The following is a 14,008-nucleotide window of genomic DNA, read 5'->3' as shown; positions in this document are numbered from 1 at the left end:
TTACACAGAAGTGACCGAATGATTCTAAACGCTTTCTGCTGATTCTGCTGTGATGCTTCCCTGATGTTGGGTTTTTCCTGCGAGGTAGCGCGTTTTAAAGCGGGTAAAGTGCTCGCCGAGGCTGCCTGCCGCATCGGTATCACCGGCCAGATCCAGCAGCGCAATGGCGACTTCGGCTGTGCAATATTGTCCTTCGGCATGGACCTCGCGCAGGTGATAGGCCGACAGACGCGACAGATCCACCGAAATCACGGGGAGAGAGTCGAGATACGGGCTTTTGCGGAACATCTTACGCGCTTCCGGCCAGGTGCCGTCGAGCATAATAAACAGCGGGGGTTTACCCGTCGGTGGGGTGAAAATCACCTCACGTTCGGCGTCGGCATAGGAGGCGGGGAACACCACCATCGGCTGATAATCCGGGTTTTTCACCAGATCCAGCAAGGCCTGCGGCGGCTGTGTTCGTGACCACTGAAACGCAACGGTATCCGGTAAAATATCGGCGATCAGACGTCCGGTATTACTCGGTTTCATCGGTTCGGTATCAAACATTACCAGACAAAAACGGCTCGTTGCCTGAGAGGGCGACAGCGTCGCACACAGGCAAAGTTTCAGCGGCAGTAAGCAGCGCTGACAGCGACGAATGCGATTGCCCCGGGCGAGAAAAGGGCGAGTGGCGCGCGCCAGACGTTCAGCGCGAAGCTTGAGAACAGCGTTTTCAGTCATAGAGAATGCGTTGAAAAACGCTATTGTCGCAGAGGTGAAAACGGGGCACAAGATGCGCCCCGCAGAGTTTACAGTGACTCGTTCAGCCAACTATCAAATGGCGCTTTGGGGACCGCGCCATTCAGCATGTCGACAACCTGACCGTTTTTGAAGATCATAATGGTGGGAATACTGCGGATACCAAAGCGTGCGCTGAGCTCACGTTCCGCTTCCGTGTTGATCTTCACGAAGCGAACTTTGCCGCTGCGTTCTTCGGCGACATCTTCAAAGATGGGCGCGAAGTTACGGCATGGGCCGCACCACGGTGCCCAGAAATCGATCACAACGGGCAGATCGTCTTTGAGCAGTTTATCCAGTGTTTCACCGGTCGCATTGATCACCTCCCCGTCGAACAGGTCGTGACCACAGCGTCCGCATTTTGCCGCATCCTCAACCCGATCGTCGGGAATGCGGTTGATGGCCTGGCAGCTGGTACAAACGGTATTCATAACTAACCTCTGGATGCGTCGGGGTATTGAACGGCAGAGACGCCGATATGTTTCTAATATGTTACATATTATCGATGAGACTGTTTTAAACGACAATCTGTTTTATTCAATGAGTACAATAGTCATAAGCTTTTAAATGAAATAATGGCTAACCTGGTGCACATCGGGTAATCTGCGCGCTTCGCGCAGCGCTGGTGGAGAAAAGCATGAACGATGAATTGAAAAACAAAAGCGGCAAGGTCAAAGTGATGTATGTCCGCAGTGATGATGATTCTGATAAACGTACCCATAACCCGCGTACCGGGAAAGGTGGCGGGCGTCCAGGAAAATCTCGTGCCGACGGTGGCCGTCGCCCCGCCCGCGATGAAAGAACCCCTCAGAGCCGCGATCGCAAGCGTGAAGACTCACCGTGGCGGACCGTGTCCCGCGCGCCGGGTGATGAAACGCCTGAAAAAGCCGATCACGGTGGTATCAGCGGTAAAAGCTTTATCGATCCTGAAGTCTTACGTCGTCAACGTGCGGAAGAGACCCGCGTTTACGGTGAAAATGCCTGTCAGGCCCTGTTCCAGAGTCGCCCGGACGCGATTGTCCGCGCCTGGTTCATTCAGAGCGTCACGCCACGCTTCAAAGAAGCATTACGCTGGATGGCGGCAAACCGCAAAGCGTACCATGTGGTTGATGAAGCGGAACTGGCGAAAGCTTCAGGGACTGAGCATCACGGCGGTGTCTGCTTCCTGATTAAAAAACGTAACGGCACTACGGTGAAACAGTGGGTAAGCCAGGCGGGCGCGCAGGACTGCGTGTTAGCGCTGGAAGCTATTTCTAACCCGCACAACCTCGGCGGCATGATGCGTAGCTGCGCGCACTTCGGAGTGAAAGGCGTAGTGGTGCAGGATGCGGCGTTGCTGGAGTCCGGCGCGGCGATTCGTACCGCAGAAGGCGGCGCCGAACACGTTCAGCCGATTACCGGCGACAGCATCGTTGATGTGCTGGATGATTTCCGTCAGGCGGGTTACACCGTGGTGACAACGTCCGGCGAACGTGGCAAACCGCTGTTTAAAACTGAACTGCCAGAGAAAATCGTCCTGGTGTTAGGTCAGGACGTTGACGGTTTGCCAGATGCGGCGCGCGATGCCAGCGATCTGTGCGTGAAAATCGACGGTACGGGTAATGTTGAAAGCCTGAACGTCTCGGTGGCAACCGGTGTGCTGCTTGCCGAATGGTGGCGTCAGAATAAAGCCTGACGGAAAATGCCAGCGAATCGCTGGCATTTTTTTATTCGCTCTCCGCCGGTAAAACGGGCATCCAGTCAATCGGCTTCTCGCCGCGCTGTTCCAGCCACTGATTCGCCAACACAAAATGGTTACAGCCAAAGAACCCACGATGTGCCGAGAGCGGTGAGGGATGAGGCGCTTTCAGGACATGATGACGTTTCTGATCAATAATCGCGCCTTTCTTCTGCGCATGAGAACCCCACAGCAGGAAAACCACCCCTTCACGATGTTGATTAATCAGGGCGATCACTTTATCGGTGAACGTTTCCCATCCCAGACTGGCATGAGAGTGCGCCTGACCCGCCCGCACGGTTAACACCGTATTAAGCAGCAGAACCCCCTGATGCGCCCAGCTTTCAAGATAACCGTGGGCAGGACGAGTGAAACCGGGGATCGACCCCTCCAGCTCCTTATACATGTTCAGCAGCGAAGGGGGCGTAGCAATACCGGGACGGACAGAAAACGCCAGACCATGCGCCTGACCGGGACCGTGGTACGGATCCTGTCCAAGGATCACGACCTTAACATCACCCAGCTCGGTGAAGCGAAACGCATTGAACACATCTTTTTGCGGCGGATAAACCGTGATCCCGGACTGACGCTCTCCGGCGACGGTATGCAGCGTATTGATAAAGTAGGGCTGCTGTTTCTCTTCAGCCAGCACATCATGCCAGGTTAATTCAGTGGCCATCTCGCTCTCCTGCGAATTTTCAATCGTCATAGCTTAACTGCTTCTTTCGATGGCGCAAAATTCTCTCCGCGATGATGTGCGCTATGCACTTAATAAAGTTGAAAATTTGTGTAAAAAGTTTATATCCACATATGGCGTAAGTTGATGTAAAACAATAAAATCATCTCATTCCCTTGTCTGGCGTGTGGATTTGATTGATTTAAATCAATGAATCGAGGGTGTCAGGGGGGTATATATACACTCAAGCAACAATGGTTTTACCAATTGGCCGCGAGCCGGCCAACCCTAATCAAATACTTTGCCGGGGAGGCATCACAATGATTACAGGTATCCAGATTACTAAAGCCGCTAATGACGATCTGCTGAATTCCTTCTGGCTGCTGGACAGCGAAAAAGGCGAAGCGCGTTGCATCGCGGCTAAAGCTGGTTTTGCCGAAGATGAAGTGGTAGCGGTCAGCAAACTGGGTGAAATTGAGTACCGCGAAATTCCGATGGAAGTGAAACCGGAAGTTCGTGTGGAAGGAGGCCAGCACCTGAACGTTAACGTTCTGCGTCGTGAAACGCTGGAAGATGCGGTTAAGCATCCGGAAAAATACCCGCAGCTGACTATCCGTGTTTCTGGTTATGCCGTGCGTTTTAACTCACTGACGCCGGAACAGCAGCGCGACGTTATCGCTCGTACCTTTACTGAAAGCCTGTAAGGCTTAACGTTTAAATAAAAACGCCGGGAAATCCCGGCGTTTTTTTATTCTTCGTTTGATTCCTGCGACGTCGTTGCCGCACTCGGCTTACGACGTTTACCAATGTTCTTGGTATCGCGATGGCGTTTCTTCACGCGCGGTTTATCTTTGTCTTTCTCTTTTTTCTTCTCTTCACGTTTCGCGAGCGCTTTTTTCGACGGTTTGCCCGTCATCTTTTCGCTCGGAGCGCGTGAGGTTGGGCGCAACTCATCAATCACCCTGGATTTTAGCGGTTCTTCAATGTAGCGACCAATTTTCAGCAGCAGCAGGTGATCGTGCGCTTCGACCAGCGAGATTGCGGTGCCCTTGCGACCGGCACGGCCCGTACGGCCAATGCGGTGCAGATAGGTGTCTCCGCTACGCGGCATGTCGAAGTTAATCACGTGGCTGACGTCAGGAATATCGATCCCGCGCGCGGCAACGTCGGTGGCGACCAGCACGTTAACGCGACCGTCAGTAAGACGCTTAATGCCTTCGTTACGCTTGATCTGCGCCATCTCACCTTCGAGATAGCAGTTGTTGATCCCTGCCAGTCGCAGCATTTCAGCCAGTTCGTGCACGCGCTCGCGCTTGCGGACAAACACGATGGTACGGGTGGCGTCGTCTTGTTTCAGCAGGTGCTTCAGCAGTTCGAATTTGTGTTCGAAGTTATCCGCGCGGTAATACCACTGGTGGATCTTCTTACGCTCGCGGGTGGATGGCGTTGCGGAGACTTCGACCGGCTCTTCCAGCAGACGTTCGGCAAAATCTTTAATTGCATCGCCTTCCAGCGTGGCGGAGAACAGCATCGTCTGTTTGCGCCAGCGCGTTTCCCCGGCGATGTGCTCGATGTCCTGGGCAAAGCCCATATCCAGCATTCGGTCGGCTTCGTCGAGGATCAGCGTTTCCACGGCGCGGCAGTCAAAATTCTCTTCTTTAATATACTGCAGCAGACGCCCGGTGGTGGCGACCACAATATCCTGGTTTTCGCTGAACACTTCGGCGTGGTTCATGTAGGCTACGCCGCCGGTAATCGTCGCGATATCCAGGTGGGTGTTTTTGGCCAGCTCACGGGCATGATCGGCGACCTGCATCGCCAGCTCGCGAGTCGGGGTCAGGATCAAAATACGCGGCGGACCGGATTTTTTACGCGGAAAGTCGAGCAGGTGCTGCAACGCTGGCAGCAAATACGCCGCCGTTTTACCGGTGCCTGTCGGCGCAGAACCGAGTACGTCACGGCCTTCGAGTGCAGGCGGAATGGCGGCAGCCTGAATGGCGGTCGGGCGAGTGAAACCTTTTTCCTGGAGGGCATCCAGCAGGCTTTCATCGAGTTCAAGTTCGGAAAAAGTCGTTACAGTCATGTTCTACCTCTGTGTGGGGCGCTGATTATAGACGTTACGGCTGCAATCTTCATCTGTTTGTATGGATATCGCTTCTCAGGTATTGTTTTCACCTGGTGCTGTCGCCGTTTTTCCTGCAAGGTTTTTAATTCATGCCTCAGTCTACATCCGTCCTTCGTCGTAATGGATTTACTTTTAAACAGTTTTTTGTCGCGCACGATCGTTGTGCGATGAAAGTCGGAACAGATGGGATTCTGTTAGGGGCATGGGCACCGGTGGCGGGCGTAAAGCGGATCCTCGATATCGGTACCGGCAGCGGACTGTTGGCGCTGATGCTGGCGCAGCGTACTGATGAAAGCGTCACCGTTGATGCCGTTGAACTGGATAGCGATGCCGCCGCGCAGGCGCAAGAAAACGTTACCCAGTCGCCGTGGGCGGATCGGGTGACGGTGCAGGCGGAAGATGTCCAGCACTGGGCGGCACGCCAGACCGTTAAATATGACCTCATCATCAGCAATCCGCCTTATTACGAGCAGGGCGTCGAGTGCGCCACACCACAGCGGGAGCAGGCGCGTTATACCACGATGCTGGATCATTCTGCGCTGTTAGCGACGGCGACGGGGCTTATTACGGAAGAGGGATTCTTGTGCGTCGTGCTGCCGGAAAATATCGGCAATACCTTCACGCAGCAGGCGTTAAATATGGGCTGGCATTTACGCTTACGGACCGACGTTGCTGAAACGGAGGCGCGGTTACCGCATCGGGTGCTGCTGGCATTCTCCCCAAAGAAGGGGGAATGCTTTAGCGACAGGCTGGTGATTCGCGGGCCGGATCAGCGTTACTCCGACGGTTATACGGCGCTGACCCAGGCATTTTATCTGTTCATGTGAGCCGTTAACGGCGAGAGCACTGACGGGCCTGATTCCTCCAGCAGTGCCGGATAATCGAGCGTGTAGTGCAGACCGCGGCTCTCTTTGCGCATCATCGCACAGCGAACAATCAGCTCGGCGACCTGAACCAGGTTGCGTAACTCCAGCAAATTATTCGAGACGCGGAAATGGGCGTAATACTCGTCGATCTCCTGCTGTAACATGGTGATACGACGCAGGGCGCGCTCCAGACGTTTGGTGGTGCGCACAATCCCCACGTAGTCCCACATAAATAGCCGCAGCTCATGCCAGTTATGCTGGATCACCACCAGTTCGTCAGGGTTGTCCACGCGACTTTCATCCCAGGCGGGCAGGGCGCTGACGCCACGGGCGTAAGGCATTCGTCTGTCGATATCTTCCGCAGCGGACCAGCCGTACACCAGACATTCCAGCAGCGAATTTGAGGCCATCCGGTTCGCGCCGTGCAGGCCGGTGTAGCTTACTTCCCCGATCGCATACAGGCCGTCCACATCGGTACGACCAAAGTCGTCAACCATCACGCCGCCGCAGGTGTAGTGTGCTGCCGGTACGATGGGCACCGGTTCTTTGGTCAGGTCGATGCCCAGTCCCAGCAGTTTTTCGTAAATCATCGGGAAATGCTGGCGTACAAAGGCTTCTGGCTTATGGCTGATGTCAAGAAACATACAGTCCGCACCGAGACGCTTCATTTCATGGTCGATAGCGCGGGCGACGATATCGCGCGGCGCCAGTTCTCCTCGCGCGTCAAAGTCCGGCATAAACCGTGTACCGTCCGGGCGTTTGAGGTGGGCGCCTTCTCCGCGCAGCGCTTCGGTAAGCAGGAAATTACGTGCCTGGGGATGATACAGCGCGGTGGGGTGGAACTGATTAAATTCGAGATTCGCGACCCTGCATCCCGCACGCCAGGCCATCGCAATACCGTCGCCGGAGGAAATGTCCGGATTCGTTGTATATTGATACACCTTTGATGCGCCGCCGGTCGCCAGCACGACAGACTTCGCGTGACAGGTTTCCACCGCTTCTTTATTCCGATTCCAGACCCATGCCCCCACGACGCGGCGGGTACCGGGCAGGCCAATTTTGTCGGAGATGATGAGATCGACGGCGTTACTGCGTTCCAGTACCCGGATATTCGGATGGCTTTGTGCCTTGCTGACCAGCGTGGTTTCCACCTCTTTACCAGTGGCGTCAGCGGCATGCAAAATGCGACGATGGCTATGGCCACCTTCACGCGTCAGATGGTAACTCTCTTCACCGTTAGGCTGAACCTGGGTATCAAACAGCACCCCCTGGTCAATCAACCACTGTACGCAGGGGCGAGCGTTGCTGGCGACAAACTCCACCGCATGACGATCGCAAATACCGGCGCCGGCAATGAGCGTATCTTCCACATGTGAATCAATGCTGTCGGTTTCATCGAAAACGGCGGCAATCCCGCCCTGCGCATAGAAAGTGGAGCCTTCGCTGACGGGACCTTTACTCAGAACGATAACCTGGTGCTTTTCAGCCAGGCGCAGCGCCAGCGAGAGTCCGGCAGCGCCGCTACCAATAATTAACACGTCACAAGAAAGTTCAGGCGTAGTTTTCATGATTTTTGTTTAATTTACTAAACAGTGTTTGGCCAGCATAGCACCAGAATCTGCGATTCCGCACGTTTTATTTTCAGTGTTGTTGTAATGGCTAAACAAAACGGTGCGATGTAAACGGATGTCAGCCGGGTAAACCATTTTGCGTGGCGGGCCGTAAGCATCAGATTAGAGGATGAAATAAAGTGGCCGTTGGGTTACTCTGCAACCGGTTTATGGGCATTTTTAAAGATAGTGCGTTGTTCAGACTCGGTAGACTTATAATGAGAGATAATGACCGTCTACAACATGACAAACAAAAAACAGATGCGTAACGGAACTTTACAAAAACGAGACACTCTAACCTGTTGCTTGCTCATAGTGCAGCTAATGGAGTGGCGTTTCGCGAACGCGTGGAAATTTGGTTTGGGGAGACTTTACCTCGGATGAGCGAGCAGTTAACGGACCAGGTCCTGGTTGAACGGGTCCAGAAGGGAGATCAGAAAGCCTTCAATTTACTGGTAGTACGCTACCAGCATAAAGTGGCGAGTCTGGTTTCCCGCTATGTCCCGTCGGGCGATGTTCCCGATGTGGTGCAAGAATCATTTATTAAAGCCTATCGTGCGCTGGACTCGTTCCGGGGAGATAGTGCTTTTTATACCTGGCTGTATCGCATTGCGGTGAATACAGCGAAGAATTACCTGGTGGCTCAGGGGCGTCGTCCGCCATCAAGCGATGTGGATGCGATTGAAGCAGAAAACTTCGAAAGTGGCGGTGCGCTGAAAGAAATTTCGAACCCTGAGAACTTAATGTTGTCAGAAGAACTGAGACAGATAGTTTTCCGAACTATTGAGTCCCTCCCGGAAGATTTACGCATGGCAATAACCTTGCGGGAGCTGGATGGCCTGAGCTATGAAGAGATAGCCGCTATCATGGATTGTCCGGTAGGTACGGTGCGTTCACGTATCTTCCGAGCGCGGGAAGCTATTGATAATAAAGTTCAACCGCTTATCAGGCGTTGACGATAGCGGGATACTGGAAAAGGTATTAGGCATGCAGAAAGAAAAACTTTCCGCTTTAATGGATGGCGAGACGCTGGATAGTGAGTTGCTCAACGAACTGGCTCACGATTCGGATATGCAAAAAACCTGGGAAAGCTATCACCTTATTCGTGATTCAATGCGGGGTGATACACCTGAGGTGCTTCATTTCGATATTTCCGCTCGCGTAATGGCCGCTATTGAAGATGAGCCGGTACGTAATACGGTGCCATTCATTCCAGAGGCCCAGCCTGCGCCGCAGCAATGGCAGAAAATGCCATTCTGGAAAAAAATGCGCCCGTGGGCCGCACAACTTACCCAAATGGGCGTTGCCGCGTGCGTATCGCTTGCAGTTATCGTTGGTGTCCAGCACTATAATGGACAATCTGAAACGTCCCAGCAGCCTGAAACGCCGGTCTTCAATACTTTGCCGATGATGGGTAAAGCCAGCCCGGTAAGCCTGGGAGTACCTTCTGATGCGACCGCGAACGGTGGGCAACAGCAGCAGGTACAGGAGCAGCGTCGTCGGATCAACGCAATGTTGCAGGATTACGAACTGCAACGCCGACTGCACTCCGAACAGCTTCAGTTTGAGCAGGCACAGACACAGCAAGCCGCTGTTCAGGTGCCAGGAATTCAAACTCTAGGAACGCAATCGCAGTAATGAAGCAACTTTGGTTTGCCATGTCACTTGTGACGGGTAGCCTGTTCTTCTCTGTCAACGCCTCGGCCAACACTGCGTCCGGGGCGTTGTTGCAGCAGATGAACGTGGCGAGCCAGTCACTCAATTACGAGCTGTCATTCGTCAGCATCACGAAACAAGGCGTTGAGTCTCTGCGTTATCGCCATGCTCGCCTGGAAAATCGTCCGCTTGCGCAACTGCTGCAAATGGATGGTCCGCGTCGTGAAGTGGTCCAGCGCGGCAATGAAATTAGCTATTTCGAGCCCGGACTCGAACCGTTCACCCTGAACGGTGACTACATCGTTGACTCCCTGCCGTCGCTGATCTATACCGATTTCAAACGTCTTGCTCCCTACTATGATTTTATTGCAGTGGGTCGTACCCGGATTGCCGATCGCCTGTGCGAGGTGATTCGCGTGGTCGCGCGCGATGGTACGCGTTACAGCTATATTGTCTGGATGGATACGGAAACGAAGCTGCCGATGCGGGTCGATCTCCTCGATCGCGATGGCGAAACGTTAGAGCAATTCCGGGTGATTGCCTTCACCGTGAATCAGGATGTCGGTAGCGGCATGCAGACGCTGGCGAAAGCCAGTTTGCCGCCGCTGCTCTCTGTTCCGGCGGGTGAAAAAGCTAAATTCAGCTGGAATCCGACCTGGCTTCCGAAAGGGTTTAGCGAAGTGTCCAGCGGGCGCAGACCGTTGCCGACGATGGACAACATGCCGATTGAGTCGCGTCTCTACTCGGACGGTCTGTTTAGCTTCTCAATTAACGTCAATCGGGCGACTCAGGCCAGCACTGACCAGATGCTGCGCACCGGGCGCAGAACGGTCAGCACCAGCGTACGCGACAACGCGGAAATTACCATCGTGGGTGAATTGCCGCCGCAGACAGCGAAGCGTATTGCCGACACCATTAAGTTCGGAGCCGCGCAATGATCAAAGAGTGGGCTACCGTGGTGTCATGGCAAAACGGCGAGGCATTAGTGAGCTGCGATGTGAAAGCGTCCTGCAGCAGTTGCGCTTCACGTTCCGGATGTGGCACCCGCGTGCTGAACAAACTCGGACCGCAGACCACGCATACCATTGTGGTGGAGAGCGATGTGCCGTTAGCACCTGGGCAGAAAGTGGAGCTGGGGATTGCCGAAGGCAGTCTGTTAGGTTCCGCCATGCTGGTTTATCTGTCGCCGTTGGTGGGGTTATTCCTCATCGCGTCCCTGTTTCAGGTGCTGTTTGGCTCCGATCTCGCGGCGTTAAGCGGCGCGATACTGGGCGGCGTCGGCGGATTCCTGATTGCCCGCGGCTATTCCCGCAAGCTGGCTGAACGCGAAGCCTGGCAGCCCGTTATTCTTAATGTTGCCCTCCCGCCCGATATGATTCGCGTTGAAACACCCTCTACCGAAACGATCCCATGATATTCTTGCCGGATGGCGGCTTCGTCTTATCCGGCCTACAAACGATCAGCAAGCCCTGCAGGTCCGATACGCTTGCGCCTTCGGGCATCATGCTTCTCTTACGATGTTTTACATCAGAAAAGCGATGCCGTTTCCAGTTCCCGTAATCCTGACTCTATGAACATTTCCTCGCCTCAGCGTTGTAGTGTAGAATGCGGCGTTTCAGTTAAACAGACGTTAAGCTCAGAACAGCGACTTCTCAAAGCCTGTCCAACCAGGCGTAAGGCACAATAATTACACTCTATGAAGAACATACGTAACTTTTCGATCATTGCTCACATCGACCACGGTAAATCGACGCTGTCTGACCGTATTATTCAGATCTGCGGTGGCCTGTCTGACCGTGAAATGGAAGCGCAGGTTCTCGACTCGATGGATCTTGAGCGTGAGCGCGGTATTACTATCAAAGCGCAGAGCGTAACGCTCGATTTCAAATCCGCTGATGGTGAAACTTACCAGCTTAACTTCATTGACACCCCAGGCCACGTTGACTTCTCGTATGAGGTTTCTCGTTCGCTTGCCGCTTGTGAAGGCGCTCTGCTGGTGGTAGATGCCGGACAGGGCGTCGAAGCGCAAACCCTGGCAAACTGCTACACCGCGATGGAAATGGATCTCGAAGTGGTGCCGGTCCTCAACAAAATTGACCTGCCAGCCGCCGATCCCGAGCGTGTCGCCGAAGAGATTGAAGACATCGTCGGTATTGATGCGACCGATGCCGTGCGCTGCTCGGCGAAAACCGGCGTGGGCGTGACCGACGTTCTGGAACGTCTGGTGCGTGATATTCCGCCGCCGCAGGGCGATCCGGATGGCCCGTTACAGGCGCTGATCATCGACTCCTGGTTTGATAACTATCTCGGCGTTGTCTCGCTGGTGCGTATTAAAAACGGCACCCTGCGTAAAGGTGACAAAATCAAGGTGATGAGTACCGGTCAGACCTATAACGCTGACCGTCTGGGGATCTTCACGCCTAAACAGGTTGATCGTACCGAGCTGAAATGCGGCGAGGTAGGTTGGCTGGTGTGCGCCATTAAAGACATCCTCGGCGCACCGGTTGGCGATACCCTGACTCAGGCACGTAACCCGGCAGAAAAAGCGCTGCCAGGCTTCAAAAAGGTAAAACCGCAGGTTTATGCGGGCCTGTTCCCGGTCAGCTCTGATGATTACGAGAACTTCCGCGACGCGCTTGGTAAGCTGAGCCTCAACGACGCTTCTTTGTTCTATGAGCCGGAAAGTTCTACTGCGCTGGGCTTCGGCTTCCGCTGTGGCTTCCTTGGTCTGTTGCACATGGAGATCATTCAGGAGCGTCTGGAACGTGAATACGATCTGGACCTGATCACCACCGCGCCGACCGTCGTGTATGAAGTCGAAACCACCGCGAAAGAGACGATCTACGTCGACAGCCCGTCCAAGCTGCCACCGCTGAACAACATCTATGAATTGCGCGAGCCGATCGCGGAATGCCACATGCTGCTGCCTCAGGCATACCTCGGTAACGTGATTACCCTGTGTATTGAGAAGCGTGGCGTGCAGACCAACATGGTTTACCACGGTAACCAGGTGGCGCTGACTTATGAAATCCCGATGGCTGAAGTGGTACTCGACTTCTTCGACCGTCTGAAATCCACCTCGCGCGGTTATGCGTCGCTGGATTATAACTTTAAACGCTTCCAGGCCTCCGACATGGTGCGTGTTGATGTCTTGATCAACAACGAACGTGTCGATGCGCTGGCGCTGATCACTCACCGTGATAACTCGCAGAGCCGTGGTCGTGAACTGGTGGAGAAGATGAAAGATCTGATCCCACGTCAGCAGTTCGATATCGCTATTCAGGCGGCGATCGGGACGCACATCATTGCGCGTTCTACCGTGAAACAGTTGCGTAAAAACGTTCTGGCAAAATGCTATGGCGGTGATATCAGCCGTAAGAAAAAGCTGCTGCAGAAGCAGAAAGAAGGTAAGAAGCGTATGAAGCAGATCGGTAACGTTGAGCTGCCTCAGGAAGCGTTCCTCGCCATTCTGCATGTCGGCAAAGACAGCAAATAATCCTTAAGGAGTTGGCATGGCGAATATGTTTGCCCTGATTCTGGTGATTGCCACATTGGTCACGGGCATTTTATGGTGCGTGGATAAATTTATCTTCGCGCCAAAACGTCGGGAGCGTCAGGCGGCGGCACAGGCTGCTGCCGGAGATTCACTGGATAAGGCAACGCTGAAAAAAGTCTCGCCGAAGCCAGGCTGGCTGGAAACCGGTGCCTCGGTTTTCCCGGTGCTGGCTATCGTGCTGGTTGTGCGTTCGTTCATCTATGAACCTTTCCAGATCCCGTCGGGTTCGATGATGCCGACGCTGTTGATCGGTGACTTTATCCTCGTGGAGAAATTCGCCTACGGTATTAAAGATCCGATTTACCAGAAAACCCTGATCGAAACGGGTCATCCCAAACGCGGCGATATCGTGGTCTTTAAATACCCGGAAGATCCGCGTCTGGATTACATCAAGCGAGCGGTCGGTTTGCCTGGTGATAAAGTGACCTATGATCCGGTTGCGAAAGAAGTGACTATTCAGCCGGGCTGTCGTTCGGGTCAGGCGTGTGAAAACGCGCTGCCGGTCACCTATAGCGATGTTCAGCCGAGCGATTTTGTGCAGACATTTGCACGTCGTAACGGGGGGGAAGCCACCAGTGGTTTCTTCGAGATCCCGCTGAGCGAAACGAAAGAGAACGGTATTCGTCTGTCTGAGCGTAAAGAGACGTTGGGCGACGTGACGCACCGTATTCTGACCGTGCCGATTGCTCAGGATCAGGTGGGAATGTATTACCAGCAGTCCGGGCAGCCACTGGCGACCTGGATTGTGCCGCCGGGCCAGTATTTCATGATGGGCGACAACCGTGATAACAGCGCGGACAGCCGTTACTGGGGCTTTGTCCCGGAAGCGAATCTGGTCGGTAAAGCCACTGCTATCTGGATGAGTTTCGACAAACAGGAAGGCGAATGGCCGACTGGCGTTCGTTTAAGCCGCATTGGTGGTATCCACTAATTGCCGCGAATCGTTCACGTTGTCGTCATTATGACGGCAACGTGAATTATTTCTTCGATAAATCCGCCCAGGCTAACGACATCCCTTGTCG

At 54.0% G+C, this 14,008-nt stretch carries 14 protein-coding genes and 1 pseudogene; 10 read left to right on the top strand and 5 right to left on the bottom strand.

What is annotated here, in order from left to right; all coding sequences use genetic code 11:
- Positions 1 to 24: 24 nt before the first annotated feature.
- A complete protein-coding gene (gene tapT / locus AL479_RS03020; RefSeq protein ID WP_061075005.1) occupies positions 25 to 723 on the bottom strand; it encodes a tRNA-uridine aminocarboxypropyltransferase in 699 nt (232 codons plus the stop codon).
- Between the two features lie 68 nt (positions 724 to 791).
- Positions 792 to 1,211 (bottom strand): thioredoxin TrxC, encoded by a 420-nt coding sequence (trxC, locus tag AL479_RS03015; protein ID WP_042999707.1) that lies wholly within the window; start codon positions 1,209 to 1,211, stop codon positions 792 to 794.
- Positions 1,212 to 1,417: 206 nt separating this feature from the next.
- On the opposite strand from trxC, the gene AL479_RS03005 reads away from it, so the two are divergent.
- Positions 1,418 to 2,455 carry a tRNA/rRNA methyltransferase gene (locus AL479_RS03005; RefSeq protein ID WP_061075004.1) on the top strand — a complete coding sequence of 346 codons (1,038 nt, stop codon included), beginning with the start codon at positions 1,418 to 1,420 and terminating at the stop codon, positions 2,453 to 2,455.
- Between the two features lie 31 nt (positions 2,456 to 2,486).
- On the opposite strand, the gene ung is transcribed toward AL479_RS03005, so the two are convergent.
- A complete protein-coding gene (gene ung / locus AL479_RS03000; protein WP_061077917.1) occupies positions 2,487 to 3,176 on the bottom strand; it encodes a uracil-DNA glycosylase in 690 nt (229 codons plus the stop codon).
- A gap of 317 nt (positions 3,177 to 3,493) precedes the next feature.
- Between ung and grcA the strand changes: the two genes are divergently transcribed.
- A complete protein-coding gene (grcA, locus tag AL479_RS02995; RefSeq protein ID WP_044253162.1) occupies positions 3,494 to 3,877 on the top strand; it encodes an autonomous glycyl radical cofactor GrcA in 384 nt (127 codons plus the stop codon).
- 44 nt (positions 3,878 to 3,921) lie between these two features.
- Here the strand turns inward: grcA and srmB are convergent, their stop codons facing one another.
- Positions 3,922 to 5,256, bottom strand: a complete 1,335-nt coding sequence (gene srmB / locus AL479_RS02990; protein ID WP_061075003.1) for an ATP-dependent RNA helicase SrmB — start codon at positions 5,254 to 5,256, stop codon at positions 3,922 to 3,924.
- Between the two features lie 131 nt (positions 5,257 to 5,387).
- Here srmB and trmN point away from each other — a divergent pair, with 131 nt between their 5' ends.
- Complete coding sequence (gene trmN, locus AL479_RS02985; protein WP_061075002.1) at positions 5,388 to 6,125, top strand: tRNA(1)(Val) (adenine(37)-N(6))-methyltransferase TrmN; 738 nt, start codon at positions 5,388 to 5,390, stop codon at positions 6,123 to 6,125.
- On the opposite strand, the gene nadB is transcribed toward trmN, so the two are convergent.
- Positions 6,110 to 7,732, bottom strand: coding sequence for an L-aspartate oxidase (nadB, locus tag AL479_RS02980; protein WP_044253156.1), 1,623 nt, complete (start codon positions 7,730 to 7,732; stop codon positions 6,110 to 6,112). The genes trmN and nadB overlap by 16 nt on opposite strands.
- Positions 7,733 to 7,992: 260 nt before the next feature.
- On the opposite strand from nadB, the pseudogene rseD reads away from it, so the two are divergent.
- The 7 genes and pseudogenes from rseD to lepB all read left to right on the top strand — a co-directional run bounded on the left by rseD (position 7,993) and on the right by lepB (position 13,917).
- Positions 7,993 to 8,158 (top strand): annotated as a pseudogene (gene rseD / locus AL479_RS23765) (rpoE leader peptide RseD).
- Complete coding sequence (rpoE, locus tag AL479_RS02970) at positions 8,155 to 8,730, top strand: RNA polymerase sigma factor RpoE (protein WP_000003307.1); 576 nt, start codon at positions 8,155 to 8,157, stop codon at positions 8,728 to 8,730. The pseudogene rseD and the gene rpoE overlap by 4 nt, the downstream one beginning before the upstream one ends.
- A 31-nt stretch (positions 8,731 to 8,761) precedes the next feature.
- Positions 8,762 to 9,412: an anti-sigma-E factor RseA gene (gene rseA, locus AL479_RS02965; protein ID WP_042999714.1), complete on the top strand. Its 651-nt coding sequence runs from the start codon at positions 8,762 to 8,764 to the stop codon at positions 9,410 to 9,412.
- The gene (gene rseB / locus AL479_RS02960) at positions 9,412 to 10,368 is read left to right on the top strand and encodes a sigma-E factor regulatory protein RseB (protein ID WP_044326603.1); all 957 of its coding nucleotides are present in this window, start codon (positions 9,412 to 9,414) and stop codon (positions 10,366 to 10,368) included. The genes rseA and rseB overlap by 1 nt, the downstream gene beginning before the upstream one ends.
- On the top strand, positions 10,365 to 10,844 hold the full coding sequence (rseC, locus tag AL479_RS02955) for a SoxR-reducing system protein RseC (RefSeq protein WP_061075001.1): 480 nt from the start codon (positions 10,365 to 10,367) through the stop codon (positions 10,842 to 10,844). The genes rseB and rseC overlap by 4 nt, the downstream gene beginning before the upstream one ends.
- Before the next feature lie 282 nt (positions 10,845 to 11,126).
- Entirely contained in the window at positions 11,127 to 12,926 is a 1,800-nt protein-coding gene (gene lepA / locus AL479_RS02950) for a translation elongation factor 4 (protein WP_042999780.1), read from the top strand.
- Positions 12,927 to 12,942: 16 nt separating this feature from the next.
- Positions 12,943 to 13,917 (top strand): signal peptidase I, encoded by a 975-nt coding sequence (gene lepB / locus AL479_RS02945; protein WP_044253147.1) that lies wholly within the window; start codon positions 12,943 to 12,945, stop codon positions 13,915 to 13,917.
- Positions 13,918 to 14,008 lie beyond the last annotated feature (91 nt).

The sequence above is a fragment of the Citrobacter amalonaticus genome, from assembly GCF_001559075.2.
In the GTDB taxonomy this organism is placed as follows: Bacteria; Pseudomonadota; Gammaproteobacteria; order Enterobacterales; family Enterobacteriaceae; genus Citrobacter_A; species Citrobacter_A amalonaticus_F.
This window is presented reverse-complemented; position numbering and strand designations above follow the sequence as displayed.